General features: G+C 39.1%; 20 protein-coding genes. 15 read left to right on the plus strand and 5 right to left on the minus strand.

The window, feature by feature from the left end; translation table 11 throughout:
* The first annotated feature begins 423 nt into the window (after positions 1 to 423).
* The 14 genes from IW510_RS10820 (at position 424) to IW510_RS10885 (ending at position 16,565) form a co-directional block, all read left to right on the plus strand.
* Positions 424 to 1,536 (plus strand): tyrosine-type recombinase/integrase, encoded by a 1,113-nt coding sequence (locus IW510_RS10820; RefSeq protein WP_202059486.1) that lies wholly within the window; start codon positions 424 to 426, stop codon positions 1,534 to 1,536.
* Positions 1,537 to 1,920: 384 nt separating this feature from the next.
* Complete coding sequence (locus IW510_RS10825) at positions 1,921 to 2,613, plus strand: winged helix family transcriptional regulator (RefSeq protein ID WP_202059488.1); 693 nt, start codon at positions 1,921 to 1,923, stop codon at positions 2,611 to 2,613.
* Between the two features lie 145 nt (positions 2,614 to 2,758).
* The gene (locus tag IW510_RS10830; RefSeq protein ID WP_202059490.1) at positions 2,759 to 4,096 is read left to right on the plus strand and encodes a pectate lyase-like adhesive domain-containing protein; all 1,338 of its coding nucleotides are present in this window, start codon (positions 2,759 to 2,761) and stop codon (positions 4,094 to 4,096) included.
* A gap of 32 nt (positions 4,097 to 4,128) precedes the next feature.
* Positions 4,129 to 6,825, plus strand: coding sequence for a WxL domain-containing protein (locus IW510_RS10835; protein ID WP_202059492.1), 2,697 nt, complete (start codon positions 4,129 to 4,131; stop codon positions 6,823 to 6,825).
* Between the two features lie 18 nt (positions 6,826 to 6,843).
* Entirely contained in the window at positions 6,844 to 7,224 is a 381-nt protein-coding gene (locus tag IW510_RS10840) for an LPXTG cell wall anchor domain-containing protein (RefSeq protein ID WP_202059494.1), read from the plus strand.
* On the plus strand, positions 7,225 to 8,031 hold the full coding sequence (locus tag IW510_RS10845) for a WxL domain-containing protein (RefSeq protein WP_202059496.1): 807 nt from the start codon (positions 7,225 to 7,227) through the stop codon (positions 8,029 to 8,031).
* Between the two features lie 32 nt (positions 8,032 to 8,063).
* Complete coding sequence (locus IW510_RS10850) at positions 8,064 to 8,828, plus strand: WxL domain-containing protein (RefSeq protein WP_202059498.1); 765 nt, start codon at positions 8,064 to 8,066, stop codon at positions 8,826 to 8,828.
* 86 nt (positions 8,829 to 8,914) lie between these two features.
* On the plus strand, positions 8,915 to 10,009 hold the full coding sequence (locus IW510_RS10855) for a DUF916 and DUF3324 domain-containing protein (RefSeq protein WP_202059500.1): 1,095 nt from the start codon (positions 8,915 to 8,917) through the stop codon (positions 10,007 to 10,009).
* Between the two features lie 21 nt (positions 10,010 to 10,030).
* The gene (locus IW510_RS10860; protein WP_202059502.1) at positions 10,031 to 10,708 is read left to right on the plus strand and encodes a hypothetical protein; all 678 of its coding nucleotides are present in this window, start codon (positions 10,031 to 10,033) and stop codon (positions 10,706 to 10,708) included.
* 22 nt (positions 10,709 to 10,730) lie between these two features.
* Positions 10,731 to 11,519, plus strand: coding sequence for a signal peptidase I (gene lepB, locus IW510_RS10865; protein ID WP_202059504.1), 789 nt, complete (start codon positions 10,731 to 10,733; stop codon positions 11,517 to 11,519).
* A 70-nt stretch (positions 11,520 to 11,589) separates the two neighbouring features.
* A complete protein-coding gene (lepB, locus tag IW510_RS10870; protein WP_202059506.1) occupies positions 11,590 to 12,186 on the plus strand; it encodes a signal peptidase I in 597 nt (198 codons plus the stop codon).
* 22 nt (positions 12,187 to 12,208) lie between these two features.
* A complete protein-coding gene (locus tag IW510_RS10875) occupies positions 12,209 to 14,809 on the plus strand; it encodes a YfhO family protein (protein WP_202059508.1) in 2,601 nt (866 codons plus the stop codon).
* Complete coding sequence (locus IW510_RS10880; protein WP_202059510.1) at positions 14,810 to 15,790, plus strand: DUF5067 domain-containing protein; 981 nt, start codon at positions 14,810 to 14,812, stop codon at positions 15,788 to 15,790. It begins immediately after the preceding gene.
* Positions 15,791 to 15,824: 34 nt separating this feature from the next.
* On the plus strand, positions 15,825 to 16,565 hold the full coding sequence (locus tag IW510_RS10885) for a hypothetical protein (protein WP_202059512.1): 741 nt from the start codon (positions 15,825 to 15,827) through the stop codon (positions 16,563 to 16,565).
* Between the two features lie 303 nt (positions 16,566 to 16,868).
* Here the strand turns inward: IW510_RS10885 and IW510_RS10890 are convergent, their stop codons facing one another.
* On the minus strand, positions 16,869 to 17,723 hold the full coding sequence (locus tag IW510_RS10890; protein WP_202059514.1) for an Rgg/GadR/MutR family transcriptional regulator: 855 nt from the start codon (positions 17,721 to 17,723) through the stop codon (positions 16,869 to 16,871).
* A 158-nt stretch (positions 17,724 to 17,881) separates the two neighbouring features.
* Here IW510_RS10890 and IW510_RS10895 point away from each other — a divergent pair, with 158 nt between their 5' ends.
* A complete protein-coding gene (locus IW510_RS10895; protein ID WP_202059516.1) occupies positions 17,882 to 18,538 on the plus strand; it encodes a GPP34 family phosphoprotein in 657 nt (218 codons plus the stop codon).
* 72 nt (positions 18,539 to 18,610) lie between these two features.
* Here the strand turns inward: IW510_RS10895 and IW510_RS10900 are convergent, their stop codons facing one another.
* The 4 genes from IW510_RS10900 to rnhC form a co-directional block, all read right to left on the minus strand.
* On the minus strand, positions 18,611 to 18,757 hold the full coding sequence (locus IW510_RS10900) for a 50S ribosomal protein L35 (protein ID WP_202059518.1): 147 nt from the start codon (positions 18,755 to 18,757) through the stop codon (positions 18,611 to 18,613).
* Between the two features lie 192 nt (positions 18,758 to 18,949).
* Positions 18,950 to 19,786 (minus strand): AraC family transcriptional regulator, encoded by an 837-nt coding sequence (locus IW510_RS10905; protein ID WP_202059520.1) that lies wholly within the window; start codon positions 19,784 to 19,786, stop codon positions 18,950 to 18,952.
* A gap of 75 nt (positions 19,787 to 19,861) precedes the next feature.
* A complete protein-coding gene (locus IW510_RS10910; protein WP_202059522.1) occupies positions 19,862 to 20,293 on the minus strand; it encodes a GNAT family N-acetyltransferase in 432 nt (143 codons plus the stop codon).
* Positions 20,294 to 20,352: 59 nt separating this feature from the next.
* The gene (gene rnhC, locus IW510_RS10915; RefSeq protein WP_202059524.1) at positions 20,353 to 21,279 is read right to left on the minus strand and encodes a ribonuclease HIII; all 927 of its coding nucleotides are present in this window, start codon (positions 21,277 to 21,279) and stop codon (positions 20,353 to 20,355) included.
* Positions 21,280 to 21,290 lie beyond the last annotated feature (11 nt).

The raw sequence follows: 21,290 nt of genomic DNA on the forward strand, positions 1-21,290 counted from the left end.
AAACAAAAAGACTAGCTAAAAAATATTAGCTAGTCTTTTTGCTTTTTTTGATATTAAAAAAATAAGATAAATTATATGGACATATAATAATTTCTGTTATATTATTAATTTTATGATGATTATTCTCTTTATATAAATTATTTTTTCTTATATGAAACGAGTATAGGAAAAAATGTGAAAAATAGATTGTTGTATCCGCTCGTTTATTCAATTCTTTATTCATTTTAACGTATTAATTAGAAATAGTCTACACCAAAAAAAGAATTTTTTCGATATTTTTATCGTATTAATGATAAAATTATTTTTCTTTTTGGGTGAAATGGCAATAAATTCAACAATAGGATGAAAATAACACAGAATAATTACATATATTTTTAAGCCGTCAGATAAGCCGTCATTTTTTTTCGGAGAGGATGTTATTTTATGAGCAGAAGAGGAGAAAACATTTATAAAAGAAAAGACGGTCGTTGGGAAGGCAGATACATCAAAGCAAGAGATGAACAAGGAAAAATTGTTTATGGTTATGTGTATGGGCGCAAATATACAGCGGTTAAACAAAGGCTCGCTGAGCTGAAAGTACAGTATATTGCCAGCTATGGAAGTTTGAAAATCTATGAGGGAACCTTGGAGCAGTGGCTTTGGTTTTGGCTAAATGGACCTATGAGGAGCAGAATCAAGGTTTCGACCTACTCAAGCTATCAGCTTAGGATAAGAAAATATATCCTGCCATTTCTTGGTCAAATCAAGCTGATTGATTTAAAGCCGAACCAAATTCAGGCATTTGTCACACATTTAGGAGACAAACAGATTTCCAGCTCTTCGATTCGTTCAATTATTACCGTATTGAAAAGTGCGTTGAATCAAGCCGTGGTCGACAATCACCTATTGAAAAATCCCTGTCAGAATATCGCCATCAAGAAAAGCGATGTAGATGATGTCAGAGCGTTGACAAAGGAGGAACAAAAACGAATAGAGCAGGCTGCACTACAGGAACCAACCTGTTCCCCAATCATAGTGGCCCTTTATACGGGGATGAGAATCGGGGAAATCAGCGGCTTGAAATGGTCGGATATTGATTTCAAAAATGGGCGAATAGCGGTTAATAGAACCTTGTATCGTACGACTCTTGATGACAAAAGAGGGAAAACACAGATAGTTATTGATTTGCCAAAGACCAAATCCTCCAAAAGAATGATTCCAATTGCCGGGAATTTGAAAGAGTATCTATTAAGTAAAAAAGCGGCAGCCGTATCTGATTATGTGATATCCTGCCGAGAACATTTTGCTGAACCACGACTAATCAACTATCGTTTTAAAAAGACCTTGAAAAATACCGGGTTGGATCATATCCATTTCCATATGCTGCGGCACACATTTGCTACACGCTGTATCGAGCAGGGGATTGATATCGTAACAATCAGCAAGCTGTTGGGGCACTCCTCGACAAAAATGACCCTTGATGTTTATGCAGATTCTATGTGGGAGAATCGTTTGGAAGCCATTACCCTTATTGACAGCCAATTGAATAGTAACTAATTAAAAACCAAGCTCAGCATTTGTCGCTGAGCTTGGTTTTTTTATGTATAAAAGGAAAGCGTCGGGTTTTGTTTATTGACTGCTGTCTATTTCGTTTACGTCGTCAAAAAATGGTCAGATAACTATCAGGTTGTTATTAAAGCAGAGTTGGTTGGCATTTTTCCTATACTCGTTTCATATAAGAAAAATGCAAAAGAATAGTATACAAGTACAAGCAACAAATTCTTCATCCGTGTAAAACTCATATATGCTGACCGCCAAATAAGCACAATATGACTGTTGTTATCCGCTGACTTATTTAGAGTATAACCTATAAAGGGTCTTTTTGTGGAGTCAAAACTCTTGTAGGCAATGCTGAAGTGATGAGGTTAAGGAGGAGATAGGATGTATCACATTGGCTATTTGGTTTCAAAAAATCAAAAAAGTGAATATATTGATCGTTTTTTGGATGATCAATTATACAATTTCCATGAAATCGGAGAAGATGAGTTATTTGATTATTCTTCGCTAGATGGGCTTGTACTGGAAGAAACAGATTCAAATATTAATTGGGTGTGCAGCTTGCTGATGAAGCTTAAAGAACGTTCTGATTTACTAGTTTGGGTATTGTCCCCTGAGGTAATTGTTCCAAAATCAATTCGACTTGTTTATTTACAGCTTGGGGCAAACGGAGTGGCAGATAGTTCGGATGACTTCGATGAGTTCAGCTTGATTGTAAGAAACACGCTGGAGCGCTGCAAAGATACTGGTAGAGCGTTACCGAGCAAAACAGCGATTGAAAAGGAAGAGACACATGATTTTCAATTACTTCCTAAAAATTTGAGTGTGGTTTTAGAAGACGGAAAAGAAGTAGAGCTGACAAAGCTGGAATTTATGGTTATCCAGTATTTGCATCGACATGCTCAGGAAACTGTTACGTATGAAGAAATCTACGAGAATGTCTGGAAAAGCGGTGAACCTTGCAGGTATCGTGTAAGCAATATGATTTTCCATTTAAGAAGAAAGATTGAAAAGGATGAAAAGGAACCAAGATATATTAAAAATGTCCGTTCCTTGGGATACAAGCTTGTCATTTAATAGGGGAGGGAGGAGTAGAACGATGTATCGATCAGACTACAAAATCTGCCGCGAAACTGGCTAATTCACACACACAGCCAGGAGGGAGGAAATACCTAAAGTTTCAGGCAAAAAACACTTTACAAAAATTTAGGAGGAGAACAGTTTGAAAAAGACAAACATTCTTAAAAAAGGAATTTTAACGCTAGCTGCAACATTTGCACTTGGTGCAGTTGCAACATTAGGTGTGGAAGGAGTTCCATTCTTGGCACCTCAAGGCGTTGAAGCGGCGGCTAGTACGGTTCAAGTAGGTACAGTTGGGGAGTTTGAAGCGGCACTGAAGGATTCAAATGTCAATGTAATCGTCGTGACTTCTAGCATTTCATTCAACAAAAACATTACAAATATTCCAAACCGTGATGTTGAAATCCGTGGAAGAAAAGGACAGGGCGTTATTATCAACTCAGGTCACTTTTCAATTTATGGAAAACAAAACACTAAAGGTAGAAACACACTAACTATCAAAAATGCACGTATTATCGGTGACAGTGGCGATGGCCGCTTCTTCACAGGCGGATCCGGAAACGGTCCTTCAAGCTATGGTTGGGATGTTGTTGCTCAAAACGTAAACTATGATGGTGCTCGTTTTGTTCATTTGAGCGAAGGAAAATTAACCTTCGAAGGTAACAACGTAATCAATACAAGAGCTGAAAATGCTTGGGTACATGATTTGGAATTTGCAGCTGATTCTGTTTATACAGGAACTGCAGCAAACCGTGATCATTCTCAATTCTCAGCTTTCTACTTCAATGGTGCTTTGATTAATGGTAAAGCAACTGGTGAAGTAACAATTGGTGAAAATGCAAAAGTAAACGTAAAAATTGGACCTCAAAGTACAGTGAACTATTACTACCCAGTATTCTACGACAAAGTAGATACAGTAACATTGAAGCCTAAAGCAGAATTGAACGTTGATGCAGCGGGTGTTGCATTCCAATTCATTCCACGCGCAGATTATAAGAGTGGAAATCCTAGCTTGAACCTTGAAGAAGGAAGCTCTGCAAACTTCAACGGTCGCGGCGGCGGTAACTATGCGGCAATGAAACTGCAATATTACAACACAGAAGTAAACTTAGATGAAAACTCTTCATTAGTTGTTACTGGTAACAGTACAAAAGGTGTTATCGAGAGTGAATACAAAGGTGCTTCAATCAACTTAGAAAATCCTAAGAACTTTGAAGTAACAAACAACAAAGCAAATTCTAAATTATTCTACTCAACTAACACAACAATCAATGGTTTTGGTACAGGTGAAATTCTTGCTTGGAACCAACGTGGTGCAGTTTATCCGGAAGATCAAGATTACGGATTTGACGGTGGTAACTTCTCTATCAGCTTTGGTAAACTTTGCAACAGCCAAACATTATCAACATTTGGTAAAGGCGTAAAAGATATCAAGCTTGAAAACTATGGAAAAATCCAAATTGGCCAAGGGGTCAACTAATTTTTTCAATCATAAAGTGAGGAGGTTATGAGTTGAAAAGGAGAATATCAAAACGAAACCTGTTTATTCTATCTTTGACTTCCATCATTGCCTTTAATCTTATGTATTACTTTGGAACACAAGAGCCGCTTTCGGCGGCTCCTGTGTCTCTGGGATATGAAGATATATTAGCGAATTCTTCTGTCAATAAGGTTGGTAACAGCGGTTCAGATGTGGAAATTCCGGGAGATTACGGCTTTATGCTGAAGATTCAGGATGACACTACATATGAAGGAATCAATCCGAGTGAAGTGATACAGTACCGCAGCTCTCAATCCAATATCTATAGATTTGCGAAAGGCTCCAGCCTTGATCAAGGTGTTTGGATTCGAAATGCCGGATTTTATAATGGTAAAAAGATTGATGTTAAATTAGTTATTGATTCACTGAGCTTTCAAGAGTCGCCATATTTCAACTTCTTCGCTTTGAATCCGGGAGAGGCAAAAAATTCTGCACAGCTGCCAACAGGAAGTATCAGTACCTGGGAAGAAGCATACTTTATGGTGGGAAGTAGTAGTAGTGCACTGTCCGGATTTGCTGACAGATACAAAAAGGGTGATACTGCCGAATATCATTATGAGTTTTACGATCAGTCAGGGACACAAATCTCGATTAAAGGAAGTTGGAACTACAACAATATTAATAGTCTTAAGTCTGTAACTGTTCCATTTAAAAATGATTTTGGAAACATCTATGTAAAGCAGGATAGTTGGATTGGCTATAAAACGGACACACCTACAGCTGGTGAGTTGGAGCTTTACGGAGAAACACAAAATGTAAATGATGAAAAGAGCAGATTGACCTATTTATATTCAGGAAATAACTATGCAACGAATATGGTTTTCCGTGGTGACACAGATAACCGGATGGGGGTTCTTTACAGCAACGAATCTCTGGCGAGAATTGCTCCGGCCACACCGATTGTTATTGGTGAGAAAAACTCAGCCGGGCACACAGAGTCAGACTACTTAGAGTTGCGTTACTCCATTCTGCAAAATGTGATGGATAACAAGGTGGAAAACAGAAACAGCAGCGTGATAGTCAATACTGAAGTGCCGGACTTCTACTCGATTGATTCAATAAAAGTGTACGAATTCGGACGTTCAGAGGATGTCAGCGGTCGTTTCTATATAACAATTACGAACAACAAAGCAGTTTTAGAAGCGAGAGATCCTAAGTCTGATGCATTCAATGGTCAAATTTATGATATTCAGGTAGTTGCTAAAAAGAATAATCAATTCAGCTTTGATAAGGTACTGTACAACTACCAAACTGGTGATAGCAATGCTGATAACGGTCATATGGTTTTTGAAGAGGGCGGCATTAGAACATCTACTTCTTATAAGTATAATGATCCTACAAATGCAAGTGTTGTTAAATTTGAAGGAACATTGGCAGCTGATGTTGTTGATGGGCAATCTCAAGCAAAAGTCAGATATGACGGTGTTCCATCGGCAGATGCCAGAGAAAATGTCACCTATCCGGTGGGAACAGATTTTGGCAGTCTAACACGACAAGAAATCGAAGATACATTGATTGAAAATATTTCTGTTGATACAGGAAATTTTCCACTCGATGAAATAAAAACGATCAAAGTCGATGAAACACGATTGCCTGATACTTCTACTCCCGGAGAAAGAATCGTCTACGTTATTTTGACGACCAACCAAGGGGTCAGTACAACGGTTCCTGTTACAGTTACTCTGGGACAGGCAAGTGCTGATTTGACTGTTCGATTTGTTGATACAAGCGGAACTGATATTGTCGGCTACACGCCGGTTACACTCACTGATGTGATTGGAGAGACGGTAGATTTAACACGGGAAGATCGTGTAACGGATGTTCTGGATGCGCTGTATCTTGCTGGCTATGATGTCACAGTACCAGGAGGCCGACCTGCAAATGAAACAGCTGTAGAGTTTGTTGAAGGCGGATCAGAGGTTAAATACATCCTTAGTAAAGCAAGCAGTACGATAACGGTGGAATTTTATTATGTATCTAAGCAAGGTGTGGAAACAGCCATACAGGAGGTAGCTCCAGTTGTATTGACGAATAAAGAAGTTGCTACATCAGTTAACTTGACTCTGGAGTCTAGTGTAACTAATGCGATTTCTACAATTGTTGATACTGGGCGTTTCACGTTACTTGATACAGGACGTCCAAGTGATGAAACAGCCGTGCTTGTTGAACGTACAGCTAAAACAGTGAAATACATCTTTACCGGTCAATTGAAGTTAGAATCCGTACCAAGCTTGGATTTTAACAAGCAGTCAATTACAGTAACAGACGAGATAAAAGTAGACAACCCAAGTCTGATTGACAATGAAAACTACACTGCGGCGGATAATGTAGACAACAAAGATAAGCTGATTGTCTCGGATTATCGGAGTATGGCAAACGGCTGGACACTGTCTGTTAAGCTGTTGTCACCATTGCTTCCTGATGAAGCAAATCCAGATAATGCTTATGTATTGGCAGATGCAATCCGCTATAACACGGGTAGTGAAGAAGTGATTATTACAGAAGAGCTGCGAGATATTGTTTCCGAAACACACGAGGGGCAATATGATGTGAGTTCTACTTGGACTCCTTCAGGCAAAGGGTTCAAGCTGGAGCTTCCAGCAGGTGCAGTCAATAAAATGGGTAAGTATAAAGCAACAATGCAGTATGTGTTAGCGAACACACCATAGGATGGAGGAAGAAAAGAGATGAAAAAAAGAGTACCTGTATTACTGATTACTTCCTTCTTCTTGGTGTTGAGTTTAGTTGCTTCTTTTCCGGTAAGAGCTGCAGCAAATGGAAATGGCGGTTCAGTTCAAACAAACGGTGTTATCAGTTTCTATGATGAAACGATCGCATCTTCTTCAACTGACCCGACAGATTCATCTACAACAGATTCTTCGACTTCACAATCATCAACTACGGATTCAAGTACAGTTGAGAAGCCGGCTGGCGGTAAATTGCCTTCAACCGGTGAGCTAGTGAAGATGAGCCTGTCTATCAGTGGAGTTGCTGTTATTGCAGCTGTTCTGTTCTTCTTCTTCTGGAAGAAGCGAAAAGACAACAGTAAGAGAGAGGGGAATGAATAAATGAAGATAAAAAAACTGCTTCCAGCCGTTGTATTGTTTTCAACCTCCCTGCTCTTTTTCTGTGGCAAGACAGTTCAAGCAGAAGAAGGAGTCGACCAAGACGCAGTCATTGAATTTACAAACGGAGCAGAGATCGATTATATCGTAGACCCGGAAAACCCGGAAAATCCGGTTAATCCCGGAGAAAGTCCGAGTACATCAGGAAGGCTGAGGATTGATTTTGTTCCTCAACTTAATTTTTCCGCTAATCGTATTTCGGAGGAAGAAATCGCCTATCCAGTCAATGCACAACTGTTTTTAGATGACACAAGTCCGCGAGGAAACTTTATTCAAGTTTCTGATTATCGGACAACAGCAACAGCTCAAGGCTGGACGCTGCAAGTAAGGCAGGTAAGTCAATTTACAAATTCAAATACGACAAACAGTTCATTAAATGGAGCCGTATTGTCCTTTGATAAATCATGGACCAGCACACCAAATTCTACGACAGGTGCTCCCATTGTCTCCAGCGAAGTTATTCGTTTGAACAACATTGGCGATACCTATGTATTAGCTAAAGCTGAAAAGGACAGCGGAGCAGGAACCTGGAGTATTTCATTTGGTGCCTCCCCAGGGCACACAAACGGTCAAGCATCAACTTTGACCCCTAAGGTTGGGAAGGATGACGCGCCTGTTTTAGATGCGTCATTTAACAATCAGCAAGTCCATGAAAACAGCGCAATAAAACTAACTGTACCGCGAGGAACAACAGTCGATCCGGTACCCTATTCAACGGTGATAACTTGGATATTAGCCGAGTTACCATAAATATCATACACATTTATTAGGAGGAAACACAAATGAAATTGACAAACAAACTTTGCGGAGCTGCTTTATTGGCAGTAGCAGGAGTTGCGATTGCAGCACCAAATACGAAAGCGGTAGATAATCTTGAACACAGTGGCGATGCGTACATCGAATTTACACGTAACACAGATGGCGGACCGGATACAACAATCACTAAACCTGGTACAACTGATTCAACAATCACAAACATTCCTGGTGTTACAGATCCAGGTGATTTCGGAATTATGGCTGTAACACCATTGGACTTCAGCTCTCATGAAGTAGTTGCTGGTTCGATTGCAATACGTGAATACTTTGCAGAACCATTTGAAGCGAACAAGGGTAACGCAGATGCATACAAAGTAGAAAACTTTGTTAAATTCCGTGACAAGCGTTCAACGTTAAATCGTAAATATTCGTTGAGTGCTAGAATGACTCAAGAATTTACAGGTAATGTAGATGGTACACCAGTAACATTGGAAGGTTCTATTTTGACATTCACGAACTTGCAGTTGAAATCAATTGAGCCAACTCATTTACAGCCGCAAAACCCTACAATTAGCGCAACTGTTGCATTGGCAGTGGCTGATGGGACATCAAAACCCTTTGTAGTGAACAATGAAGCGGATAGAGGTGCCGGAAACTATGAGCTTACATTTGGTACTTACGATAATGGTAGTGCTGATAAAGCGGTAAGACTGGACATTGATGGTAAAGCTCAAATTTATGAAACAAAATATACAGCTAAAGTTCTTTGGACTTTGGCAGAGGTAAAATAAGTCACAGGTTAAAAAGGATTTACCGGTTCGCTTGAACCGGTAAATCTTCTTGTTGAAAATATGAAAGGTAGTAAGGTAACCGAACGATGAAGAGAAAGAAACACTATTTATGGCCATTATTCCTTCTGTACATAGTTACAAGTTTCATTTGGGGTGTCTCTACATATGCAGAAGAAGCAGCAACAACTGAAAGCGGAACAGAAGATCCGCTGGGCGGATTTAATTATCAAGTTATTTTTCCGGAGAATCAACACACCAAAAATGTTGGTTACTTTGATTTAATGATGACACCGGGACAGGAACAGACAGTAGAGGTGCAATTAATCAATGATTCAGCGCATGAAATGACCATTAACATCTCATTGAATGGGACGAAAACGAATGGGAATGGCGTAATCGAATACGGACCAACGGACATAGAAGATGACAAATCATTGAAATATAAGTTTACAGATATAGTGACTGGGGAAAAGAAGGTTACTATTCCGGCACAATCACTTGTGTCCTATTATCTGACGATAAAAATGCCGGAAGCTTCCTATGATGGACAGATTGTTGGTGGGATACAAATGCAGCAGGAAGTAGACAATTCTAAGAGCCAAGGCGGAATCATCAACGAGTATGCATACATGATTGGTATGGTACTTCAAGAAAATGAAAACCCATTAGAGCCCAATTTGGAAATGAATAAAGTCTATGCAGGATTATCAAATTATCGCAATGCTGTTTTTGTCAATTTCTCAAATACAGTAGCTGATTTTATGCGTGATATGACAGTAGATGTTCAAATTATGCCAGCTGATTCAGATGAGGTTCTCTACGATACTAAAAAAGCCGGTATGGAGATGGCGCCTAATACATTGATTAACTTTCCGGTAACAATGAATGGTGATCGAATGGAACCGGGAGACTACAAGGCGTATGTTCTGGTAACCTCCGGTGACAAACGTTGGGAATGGACGGAAAATTTTACGATTACCGATGAAGAAGCAGATAAATTCAATGGACAGGATGTATCGCTGCTGCAGGAAAGAACCATTGATTGGAAAACGATTGTAGCTCTTGTTGGTGGCGCATTAGTAGTCATCCTAATTATTTTTGTTGTCGTGCGTATAATTCTTAAAAATAAAGGCAAGAAAAAAGGGAAACGTAAGTCTTCTAAAAAAAGGAATAGAAAATAGTTTGAAAATGAGGGAAAATCTATGAATTTGAATATGAGTATACTGGATTTGACCTTCATAGGTCTACTATCATTGGGAATTCTTCTATTCTTATTAGGGATTCTATTTCTTTTTCTTAACGCAGCTTCCAGACGAAGCTTAAAAAAATTAAAGGCTAAAAGGCCCAAAAATAAGAAAAAGAGAAAACGATGGCAACGAATTTGTAAGAAGACGGAGCAGACGAAAAAGAGACGCTTAAGAAACGGTATATTATTGATTGTTTTATCTTTACTATTGGGCGGCAGTGCATCCTATGCACGATACTATCAATTAACAAGCCTAAGTTCATCCAATTCAGCGGCATTAGCAAAAAGTTATTATCTAATTGGTGAAATTGAAGGTCAGCTGGAATCTTATAACAATGGTGCCTCGATTGAAAAGACAACTAAGAATATTCGTGACTTATCTCAACAGCTTGCGGGAGCCGGAACTGAAATGGCTTATGTAGGGATGGCTGTTGACGGGCAGAGATTGGTCAACCGACATTTCAATTTGGTAAAAAATTTGGGCATCAACCTGAATGCGCAAGCACGAGAAATTTTGGAAAATCAAGAGGAAATGACAAACTATTTGTCGGATATCGAAAAAGTAAAAGCAAGTCAGCAGGAAGTATTCAAGAAATATCAAGTGAACGAAAGTGCTTTGCAGCAAAAAAAATGATTCGGCATAAGAAGTGATACGCATGAAGAAAAACGATAAAAAGAATAGAACGAAAAAAAAATCATTAAAAGCGCAAGGAAACCGCGTTCCCTTGCGTTTTACTGAAGATGAAAAAAAGCATTCTGTGAGAAAGAAAAAGAGCGTAAAAACAGCAAGACCGCATCGACAATCCTCAAAGAAAAAAGTAAAGAAGCCCTTGAAACGGAATGCCCCGTCGAAAATAGCGAAGGGGAAGCGGAATAAAAGGCGCTTCTCTACTGAAAAACAAAAGAAAAAAAGGCTGAAGCTCTTTATGCTGGAGCTTGGTCTTACAATGGGTGTATTTTTGGGTCTGTTTTTACTCATCTATTTCTTCACCTTTAGGATTGTTCAGACACAGGGGTATTCAATGACTCCGACGTTAAACGATCGGGATCAATTATTTGTGAGTAAATTAGAAACGATCGAGCATTTTGATTTAATTTGTATCAAAGAGGCTGGAACCAATGAGCTTCTTATCAGGCGCGTTATTGGTCTGCCGGGAGATCGTCTGGAATATAGAGAAGATCAGCTTTATATTAATGAAACGGAAAAGGTTGAACGGTATTTGACTGCCGGTATTGCACAAAATGGAGAGGTTCAATTTACAGAGGATTTTACTTTGAATGAATTAACGAAGAAAAATCAGGTTCCTGAAAAAAGCTATTTTGTACTGGGAGATAATCGTCCGTATGCACTGGACAGCCGTCACTTTGGTTTTGTCTCGGAGAAGGATGTTGTCGGTGTTGTAAAGCTTCGCCTTTTCCCGTTCCATACAATGACCGTTTTTTAGTTGCTCAAAGAAATGACACTATATCTCGCTCAGCTTTGCGGGATTACTAGAGATAAGGACAGACTGGATAATGAAAAGAAAGAAATTAATTGAATTCCGTTTGAAAAAACAATCTTTAGCAAAGCAGAAAGAGTTCCTTATTTCTGCTTTCTTCTTTATTTGTATTGTCGGCTTGGCGCTTCTATTTTTCTTGAAGATTCGAACCCATCGAATTGATGGTGATTCGATGAAGCCGACATTGCATAACGGTGATCGCGTAGCTATTTGGAGAACGGATCAGTTGAAACGGTATGAGTTGATTACTTTTGTACCGGAGAATCAGCCGGATGAATCGTATATCAAACGTGTAGTAGGAATGCCGGGAGATCAAATCTGGGTGGAAGGGAATGCTCTATTTATCAATTATCAGATGAAAGACGGTAAGCCAAATGAGACGATTCCTGCGAAAGAATTACCTGATGGCACATTGAAGGTGACGATTACAGAAAACGTCTGGAATGACTTGGAACACTTGGATGTTATCCCGGCTGACTGCTATTTTGTTTTGGGAGATAATCGGACTCATTCAACAGATAGTCGGCATTTAGGACTCATCAAATCGGAGCAAATAGAAGGAACCGTAATGTTTCGTTACTATCCGTTTTCTAGTATAGGAAATGTAAATTAATGCAAATGAATGTGAGGAATATATGAAAAATAAGATAGGCAGCTACATTAAAAAGAATTACATTGCTTTGCTTGCAAGCTTTATACTGCCAATAATGATTTTAGCGATTGTGTATGCCATGAATGGCATCTATTTTGGTAGTGAATACACCATACTTGCCAGCGACAGCTTTTCTCAGTATTCCAATTTTCATGCGAGCTTTAACAATGTGCTGCATGGTGAACAGAATATCTTTTATACATGGTATGGATCGCTGGGGCTAAACTATTGGTCATTTTCTGCTTACTACCTCAATAGTCTATTCACGCCGCTGGTTTTCTTTTTTGAGAACAGTGCGATGCCAGATGCTCTTTATGTGATTACCTTGGTGAAATTTGGTGCGATTGGTTTCTCGTTTTGTGTTTTTGCTTCCCAGACATTTAAGCGGATGTCTCCGTGGCAATATATTTCCTTCAGTGTAGCATATGCGCTGATGGGGTACACTGTTGCCTATTCGCCAGTTATTATGTGGTTGGATGCATTTGTGTATCTGCCTTGGATTATTTTGGGCATCAATCGGTTATTAAAGGGAAAGAGTCCTCAGGTGTTGTTTTGGAGCTACCTGCTGCTTTTTTTGTCTAACTTCTATATGGCATTTATTGTTGGGGTGTTCTCTTTCTTGTTTTATGTTGTCCATCTATTGATTGATTGGAAGCAGTACAAGCAAAGTATTCGCGGGTATCTGGTTGCGGCGTTTTCTGCCGGCGGAGCGTCAATGGTAACGATTCTGCCAACTATTATGGATTTAAAGAATAACGGTGAATCATTAGAAACTGTTCGAACTTTTTTTACAAAAGATACGGGTATCTGGGATTTTGTTGTGAAAAACATGGTTGCAGCATATGACACCAGTAAATATGAATCTGCCCCTTTTATTTATATTGGCTTGATTCCTTTGATTTTTTGCTGCTTCTATTTTGCATCTGGAAAAGTTTCTTTAAGAAGCAAGCTTGGATATGGCGGGCTGCTGTTGCTGGTCGTAGCCAGTGTCTATATTGAACCTCTCAACCTATTCTGGCACGGCCTTCATGCTCCAAACATGTTCTTATTCCGATTCAGCTTTCTTGCCTCTTTTTTGGTCATTTATCTGGGCTGTTCTGGTTTTGAAGTTTATGAAAAGGAAGATCGAAATAAGCTATTCAATATTTGCTTGTTGCTAGGCGGCTTGTTCATTGCGGCTATTCTCTTTTCGAATCCGAAAAGATACAACTATATCACAAACGAGATGCTGTATATAACGATTGGCTTATTGATTGCCTATCTGATTTTTATTTCCGTCTATAAGACAAAAGGACGCTTGGAGAAAGTTGCTCCGCTACTTTTACTCGCACTAATGCTTATCGAAGTCTTCTTTAATACAAAAGGGATGGTTACAGGAATACATTCGGACTGGGGGTACCCTAAACGAGAATATTATACTGAGTCTTATTCGGATATAGAACATTTGGTAGAGAAAACAAAAGCTGAAAACGATTCGTTGTATCGTTTGGAAAACCTTGACCGTATTACTCACAATGACAGCTTCAATTATGGGTACAGCGGCGTGACAATGTTTTCTTCTATTAGGAATCGGCACTCCTCGGCCTATTTGAATGGCTTAGGGTATCGTTCGCTTGGAACCAACCTGACAATTAATTATGAGAACAATACACTTTTTATGGATGCCTTGTTGGGGATTAAATATAACCTATCAAAAGAAGACCCTATGAAGTTTGGGTTTGAAAAAACCTCGGAAAGCGGAGAATACAGCTTATACGAAAATCAATACGCACTGCCTCTGGGGGTGTTGACAGATGAAGAGATTTTTGGAACGGATGCTGTAAAAAATCAAGTAGATTTATTTACCCATTTATCAGGAGTAGAGGATATAGGGATAGAAATAATTGAGCCAAGGCAGGTTGCTTTGGAGAATGCGACGGTTATTACAGAAGGAAGAGAACAGACCTATACCGAAATCAGCCCGACGAAGCCGCAAACAGTGACGTGGTCCGTTTATGTACCGGCGAAGCAACAAGCCTATATTAGCTTATATCCGACAGATGTGAGCTATATGTTTGAGAGCAGTGTTGAAACAACAGTCAATGGGGTAACCAGAGAATCCAAAATAGTTTCCATGGGTCAGTATTATAATCTGGGCTATTACGAAGAAGGAACAACTGTACAAGTTACGGCATCGTTTACTGGTGCCGGTATGGTCAAAATCTATAAGCCGGATATATTACTGATTGACACAGAGGATTTTGAAACGGCTGTTGAGGCGATTCAGGCAAAAGGCGTAAGCTTTGAGACAACAGGACGAACGGCAACTGCAACGGTCAATTTGGAAAAAGATCAGGTGATTTTTACTACCATTCCGTACGATGCAGGCTGGAGTGCTTATATCGATGGCAAGAAGGTCGAGATGCCAACCTTCAAGAAAGCCTTTCTAACGCTTAATGTACCTGCCGGCGAGCATGAGATTAAATTTGTGTTTTTACCACAGGGATTCAAGATTGGTGCCCTGCTTTTTGTCAGCGGTCTTGTGCTGTTTCAAGCATATATCTGGTATGACACCCGAAAAAAGAAAAAGAGTGAGGAACGATAAATGAATAAAAATGGGTTACGTATAATTGTGTTGCTGCTCTTTATCTTGAGCGGCTGTTCAGCAAAGCTGGCAGATGAAAAAACGACATTCGAAGGAGCCGGACGCCAATTTGAATTTAAGCTGCCGGATTCATGGAAAGCACAGGAAGCTTCAGTCTATAAAAATAATTTTGGTGAGAATGCTGTTTTTGGTGCAGAGGATGAAAAAAGCGATTCCTTTATGTACATTTTGACTTTTTCGAAAGAAGACATTGAGCTTGACGGATTTGGAGAAAAAACGAGAGAAGATTTGCAGAAGGTTCACGGATACAAAAATATCGACGACATTTTTATGAAGGAATACGAAGTGAACGGTTATCCTGCATTTAAATATACAGTCAATACTATTTATAAGGACGAAAGTATCTGGGCTCATTTCTATTATCTTGTAACAGAAAATAGCATGGTTCAAATCAATTATTACTCTGCTGATGATCGAAACTATGAAAAACGTGTAGAAATTTTGAATGAATCTGCGGATAGTTTAAAAGAAATCGGTGAGGCAGCAACTAAGACTGAGGAATCCACTAGTGAGATAGAAAATAGTGATTTGTCTACTGAAAACGAAGAGCTTCGTTTTGATGTAACAGGTTATCGGAAAATCACTGTCGAAGACCAGGAGTATTTAGCTGTGCGATTCACATTATTGAATAAGGCCGATACAGTGGTAACACCTGAGCTTTGGTACGAGAAGACAACGCTTAAGCAAGGGGAAAACAAGTTGGTTCAAGCTGAGTTTCCGGAGGATGCAGAGGCAGCGAACCTGAAGGAACTGGCGATGACAAACGATGAAGAGCTTTTAAAGGGACAGGAACAGGAAGGTCTGGCTTTTTATAAGGTTTCTTCCGATAAAGATGAACGGATTGTCAGCATTCAATTTAATGAGGATGAGTTTGAGCGTGACCAAGAGATTCATCTGGATTTGAGCACATTTGATGAATGATGATTATCACAAAGAATAGGATGAGGTGAGTTGAATGATTTTTTGTGAGAAGAAAATAACTGCGAAGCTGCTCTTTGCATTTTTATGCTGCAGTCTACTACTGGCGGCTTGCGATAAATCAGAAACAAATGCCAATAATTTAACACCGGAAGACCAAAAAATCAGCTGGTCAAAATCAAGAGAATCAAGCTTTTACAATTATTCGTTTGACGAACTGAGTAAAGAAGAAGCAGAAGAGCTGCTTACAGATAAATTACAGCTGGCATATACAGAAACCTTGACATCTGCTTCAGAGGTCTTAATGGATCAGTTGGCAGAAACCGACAAATGCTGGGTCGAGTCAATCCAATATACTATTTCCTCAAATAAGAAGGAAACAAATTATGGGGAGTATTGGACTTTTAAGACGAGTGAAGGCTATTACCCATTATATGTTCAAACTCAGACGATATATACTTATAATGAAGAAGAGAAACTGGCGTATGCTTCACGAGAAGTAATTGAAGTGAAAAACGTAACCTCTACTGGAGAATTTAACGGAAAAGATTTGAAGAAGCTGATTTCTCAATTGAGTGGCGTATACAATATTCCTGAAAAGGACTTTTCAGTTAAGCTTTCGGAGGTCTTACAACAAACGGATGACACAACCGTCCTATATGATACTTTGGAAGCAGCTGAGAAAGAAAAAGTAATAGGCAAAAAACTCTATATAAAAAGAGCAGAGAATGGCATCGTCTCTCAAATTGTTGTTGTGATGGAGGACAATAGTCATTAAAGGAATCTGTAGTTGAATGATATGAGCTGACTGGCTTGCTTTAGAGTGGAATAGTATTTGCAGAGGAGTAGCTGGGTTTACAGCCTACAAAAATAAATTGAATTATCAAAAAGTGTATGGGACAGAAATAAACATCCAACTCTTTTTACACCTAAAATCCGAATAAACGGTGGTCCAAAAGCTGCTTCTTCGGAAATAAGGCGAATGATACTGAAAATGTGAGTAGCCATTTTCGTATCATTCGCCTTATTTCTTGAAGCAAAAAACTTTTGGCCCAACCTCTTTGTAAGCTGTTAACTAAGATTAAACCGATTGGTGATAATCGAAAAGTGTATTCAATCGATTCGCATAATCTGTATAGCCCAATGTGTCAGAGAAGATTTCAATAATTTTCTGACACTCTTTTGCTCCCGCCGAATCGCTCTTTCTGATAAGAAGCAAGCCGTGGACAAAACGGGCAAACAAGTCATAGTGAATGTAGTAGAATTCTCTATCGCCAGTTAGTTTACTGAGATAGGTATTAAGCAGACTATCCGCTTTTTGCAGCTCACTTTGCCTCAATAATTCCAAAATAATATGTAAGACTGCGTCACAACGCCATTGGTTAATCGTGATTGAAACGGAATTACGCTTTAGCAGCAGCTTTCCATAGAGAAACATTTCTTCTACTTCGAACAGACTACCGGAATAGGTCAGTAAGAATAATTCAAATTTTCCCCATTGTTCTGTTTGGCGCAGATACTCTTTAATTTCAGTGAGATCAACTGTATAAAGCTGGAAAAACAGGTAATTGTAGTATTTTTTTCCTATATCCGCAACATATTTATATTTACTATCCTTTGTTTCCGCGTATTCAGTTTCCTGTTTTTCAATGAACTTTTTCATCAGGAAAGAGTTTCCAGCATTAAAAGCATAGTCCAACTCCTGTTCAACTTTCATTAACCAGGTGTCCATATTATCGGTAATGTGCGCCAGAAATTCTTCCGTCGTCACGTTCATTCTTGATAGTAGTTGTAAAAGGTTGGTAAAGCGAATGTCACTATTGCCACTTTCATATTTGCCTAAGAATTGCGTCGTGACGATATCTGCCGCTGTTTCTTTGACAGACAGATTTTTTTCCTCTCGGATTTTTTTGAATATTTTCCCTGTGGATTCCAAGTAATCCCACCCCTTTCATTTTGAAACTATAGTTTCATTCTTTTATAGTTTATCAAAGATGGCACGTCGAAAAAGCATTTTTTGAATAGATTTTTTCTGTTTTTTAATTTTCGATCAATCAGCTGTTATGATTATAGTCAAATAGAGGAGTGATGACGATGGAAAATTTAACGATTAGTGAACAGTTTTTCTTATTGATGATGAACAAGAAAGGGACTATCGGTGCCCTTAATGATTATGGAAAAATCAGCCTAGTCATGGCAGGTCTGCTAGATTTACAGAATGCAGGGATACTCAAAATCGAAGAAAGCCAAGTCGTTCTTTTAGAGACAGAAATACCGGAAAACTACCAAAGTCTGGCACCATTGGCTGCAAAAATATACGAGATGAAAAAACGAACACTTGAAAAAATTGCTGATGCGTATGGCGGGACCTTCCTTGATAGAGAGCTGAATTTGCTGATACAAAATATTCGGCAGAGGTTAGAGGAGAAAGGCGTCATTCAAAAGAAACAGGAAAGCGGGCTTCTAGGTGAAAAAGTCAGCTGGTTTGCTGATGAAGCCAAAGTGGGAGAGATTATAGATTCATTGAAGGGTGCTTTTGATAATATCGATGGACACCTAGATCAATTAACATTAGTGTTGTTGCTGCAAAAATCCAATGCCTTGGCACAATACCTATCTAAGTACGACCAGAAAGTAATGAAAGAAGATTTGAAAGAATTGAAGCACAGCCCATTAGCGAAAGATGTCCAGAAAATGATGAATGTCATTGACCAGATGTATGTGATACTGGCAGTTGTTGCGATTGTATGATAAAGGAATAATAGAAACCGGATGGCTCAGCGGGCCATCCGATTTTTTATTCGATAAATAGGTACAGATTTTCTAATGAATCGCCTTTTTAACGGTATGAAGGTCAGCCTTCGCAAGGCGGGTTGAGCCCTTTGTGCTCTTGGCTTTCCTTTTAATATCGCCGCTTTTAGAGACTTTAACTCTTTTCTTTAAGCCGCTGTGTGTCTTCATTTTTGGCATAATCGTGCTCCTTTAGTTGTCATTGAATTAGTATCGAATGAGGTAAGGCGGAACTACGCGGACAGTCTTCATACAAGCTACCTCCTTAATAGATAAGATAAGAAAAAAGACTATTTTCTAATAAAGAATCTTCTGTCTTGAATCATCTTTATTATAGAAAAAAGTCTTTTTATAAACTTCTGAATTCTTGCCTTATTTAATAGGGATACAAACATCTATCGCGACACGGTCATTTTCAAAATCGGCTCTTCGGTAAATCGTTAATCCATATTTTTCGGTCATTTGATAGGGACTTTTAGGTAGCCAAATACTGAACAAGCCTTGGATTTCTCTAAAAATATCTTGAACACTTCCACTAAAGGAATAAACAGCATATTTTCCGCCGGTTATTACGTCAAAATTTTCCTCAAAAGACTCAGCTTCGACAATGGGTATACATAAATCGCAAACATTATTATGAAGGGTGGTGGAGGAAGGATCACTATAGAATCTTTCTATTAAAAGGTTTTCTTCATTCAAATCGCCTTCATTTTTATCGATAAACTGCTGCCATTTTTCTTTTATATCAGCATAGTTTCCCAGCGTCCGTTCATATACTACATAGAAGCTGTCAAGCTCCTTGATTTGAACCTTACTGTCAAACGATTCATAAGAGTCAAAGCATTCAGTGATTTCCGGATAAAAGGGGTTCACTGTACTTAAGCGACCAGCTAATTTTCTATAGTCCGATGGAGAAGAGTGGTAATGTTGTTTGAAGACAGAGCTAAAATTTGTAGAGCTGTAACCATAATTTAAGCCAATCTCTGAAAGCAGTTGTTTCTCGTTGATTTTGAGTTCTATGGCACTTTGTTCCATTTTGAATCGTTTAATAAAGGCATAAACACTCTCTCCGGTCATCTCTTTGAAAATTCTGCAGAAGTAGTATTTTGAAATATGGAGCTGATTTGATAAGTCATCGATTGTAATGTTTTTTTCAAGATTAAGCAAAATATAATCGATACTTCTGTTTACTATCTCTTGCTTGTTCAAATCAATCATCCTTTCAAAGAGCGTCTGTTTGTTAGTAAAGAAGCTATGTTTTGTGTATTCCTGTAGACAGTTGAATCATTGAAGTATTTTATAATAGTTCGCTTGATTTTTTCGTTTCGTGAAGCCGATATGTTCATAGAAGCGATGAGCAGCGGTTCGGTTTTCCCCTGAACTTAAGCGGATACCTTCAGCTTCAACATCAAGGGTCCACTTTTCCATCGCTGTCATCAGCGCTTTTCCACAGCCTTTGCCATGGAAGTCATTGTCGACCGAGAGAGCTAAAATATTAATCATTTTTGGTGCGTAAAGTGTTTGGTAAATCGCGCCATGAATATAGCCGCATACCTGATTATCAATGCTGCATACAATCAATTTGTTGTCAGCTTGTTCAAGCAAGTCCGCCAGCTGTTCTTTTGTCTGTGCTAGTGGATAATCATAGCCTAATGATGTTTGATTAATAAAATGCAATGCTCCGGCATCTGATAACTGTGCTTCTCTTAATTCCATTATTGATTCCTCCCTGTATAGTGATTTTTATCAGTCAAAGCTTTTTGTATAAGAGGGTCTTATCCCTTCTCAGCAATCTTTTGTGCCTTAGCAGTATTGGCAAAGTGAAGCTTGGCATAATTCTCTAAAAGGGAGAGGCCGCCTTGTTTCAAAATACGAGCTGCAACTTGATCTGACTTGGCACCTGCTCCGGAAGGAACTGTATAGCCCAATTCTTGGCTCTCCTTTGTCAGCTCCTCCAAGAAAGCAGCGCGACAAATGATTGATGCAGCAGCGACTGCGATATGATATTGCTCTCCCTTGGTAACAAAGTATAGTTTTTCCATGACCTGATTTTTTTCTGCTCGTACATACTTCCGATAATTGCCCTCCGGTGTGAACTGGTCAATGAGTATGCCCTCCGGTTTAATTGGGTCCAAGTCTCTTAAAAGCAGAAAGATCGCTTGATTATGCAGAGCCACTTTCATATGGACTGCATTATACTTTGGTTGAATTTCATTGTATTTTTTTGGTTCCATAACCAATAAGCGATAGGGAATCAGCTCTTTGATGACTTTTGACAGCTTGACGATTTGGTCATCAGTCAGTTCTTTGGAGTCTTTTACACCTAAAGCCTGCAGCTTAGAAATCATGTCCTTTTCAACATACGCAGCACAAACGGTGACGGGACCAAAATAACTGCCGTTTCCAACCTCATCACTGCCGATAGCGGAACGCTGAGCAAAACCGGCTGGAAGTGAAGGACTGTTTTTTTTGGACTTGGTACTTGTTTTTGGAGAAAGAGCAGCACCCCATTTAGCAGCCTCTCTTTCTGCATCGGCACCTTGAAACATCACTTTCCCAGAAGTATAGGCGGTAATGGTCGTGGCTCCGACTTTTGCAACGAAGTGCGTATAAGGGACGACCTTATTCAGAATATTTTTTTGATAGGTTTGCTTCATTTTATTTAGAGTATCTTTTGATACTTTGATTACTTGATTAGCCATTCTTTTTCCTC

This window comes from Enterococcus sp. BWR-S5, from assembly GCF_016745255.1.
In the GTDB taxonomy this organism is placed as follows: domain Bacteria; phylum Bacillota; class Bacilli; order Lactobacillales; family Enterococcaceae; genus Enterococcus_L.

What these genes read in the sequence shown, in the direction of transcription:
- IW510_RS10845 (WP_202059496.1), top strand. Translation starts at nt 7,225, where the DNA reads ATGAAGATAAAAAAACTGCTTCCAGCCGTTGTATTGTTTTCAACCTCC.
- IW510_RS10855 (WP_202059500.1), top strand. Translation starts at nt 8,915, where the DNA reads ATGAAGAGAAAGAAACACTATTTATGGCCATTATTCCTTCTGTACATA.
- IW510_RS10850 (WP_202059498.1), top strand. Translation starts at nt 8,064, where the DNA reads ATGAAATTGACAAACAAACTTTGCGGAGCTGCTTTATTGGCAGTAGCA.
- IW510_RS10860 (WP_202059502.1), top strand. Translation starts at nt 10,031, where the DNA reads ATGAATTTGAATATGAGTATACTGGATTTGACCTTCATAGGTCTACTA.
- IW510_RS10875 (WP_202059508.1), top strand. Translation starts at nt 12,209, where the DNA reads ATGAAAAATAAGATAGGCAGCTACATTAAAAAGAATTACATTGCTTTG.
- rnhC (WP_202059524.1), bottom strand. Translation starts at nt 21,279, where the DNA reads ATGGCTAATCAAGTAATCAAAGTATCAAAAGATACTCTAAATAAAATG.
- IW510_RS10825 (WP_202059488.1), top strand. Translation starts at nt 1,921, where the DNA reads ATGTATCACATTGGCTATTTGGTTTCAAAAAATCAAAAAAGTGAATAT.
- lepB (WP_202059504.1), top strand. Translation starts at nt 10,731, where the DNA reads ATGAAGAAAAACGATAAAAAGAATAGAACGAAAAAAAAATCATTAAAA.
- IW510_RS10885 (WP_202059512.1), top strand. Translation starts at nt 15,825, where the DNA reads ATGATTTTTTGTGAGAAGAAAATAACTGCGAAGCTGCTCTTTGCATTT.
- lepB (WP_202059506.1), top strand. Translation starts at nt 11,590, where the DNA reads ATGAAAAGAAAGAAATTAATTGAATTCCGTTTGAAAAAACAATCTTTA.
- IW510_RS10910 (WP_202059522.1), bottom strand. Translation starts at nt 20,293, where the DNA reads ATGGAATTAAGAGAAGCACAGTTATCAGATGCCGGAGCATTGCATTTT.
- IW510_RS10895 (WP_202059516.1), top strand. Translation starts at nt 17,882, where the DNA reads ATGGAAAATTTAACGATTAGTGAACAGTTTTTCTTATTGATGATGAAC.
- IW510_RS10820 (WP_202059486.1), top strand. Translation starts at nt 424, where the DNA reads ATGAGCAGAAGAGGAGAAAACATTTATAAAAGAAAAGACGGTCGTTGG.
- IW510_RS10880 (WP_202059510.1), top strand. Translation starts at nt 14,810, where the DNA reads ATGAATAAAAATGGGTTACGTATAATTGTGTTGCTGCTCTTTATCTTG.
- IW510_RS10840 (WP_202059494.1), top strand. Translation starts at nt 6,844, where the DNA reads ATGAAAAAAAGAGTACCTGTATTACTGATTACTTCCTTCTTCTTGGTG.
- IW510_RS10900 (WP_202059518.1), bottom strand. Translation starts at nt 18,757, where the DNA reads ATGCCAAAAATGAAGACACACAGCGGCTTAAAGAAAAGAGTTAAAGTC.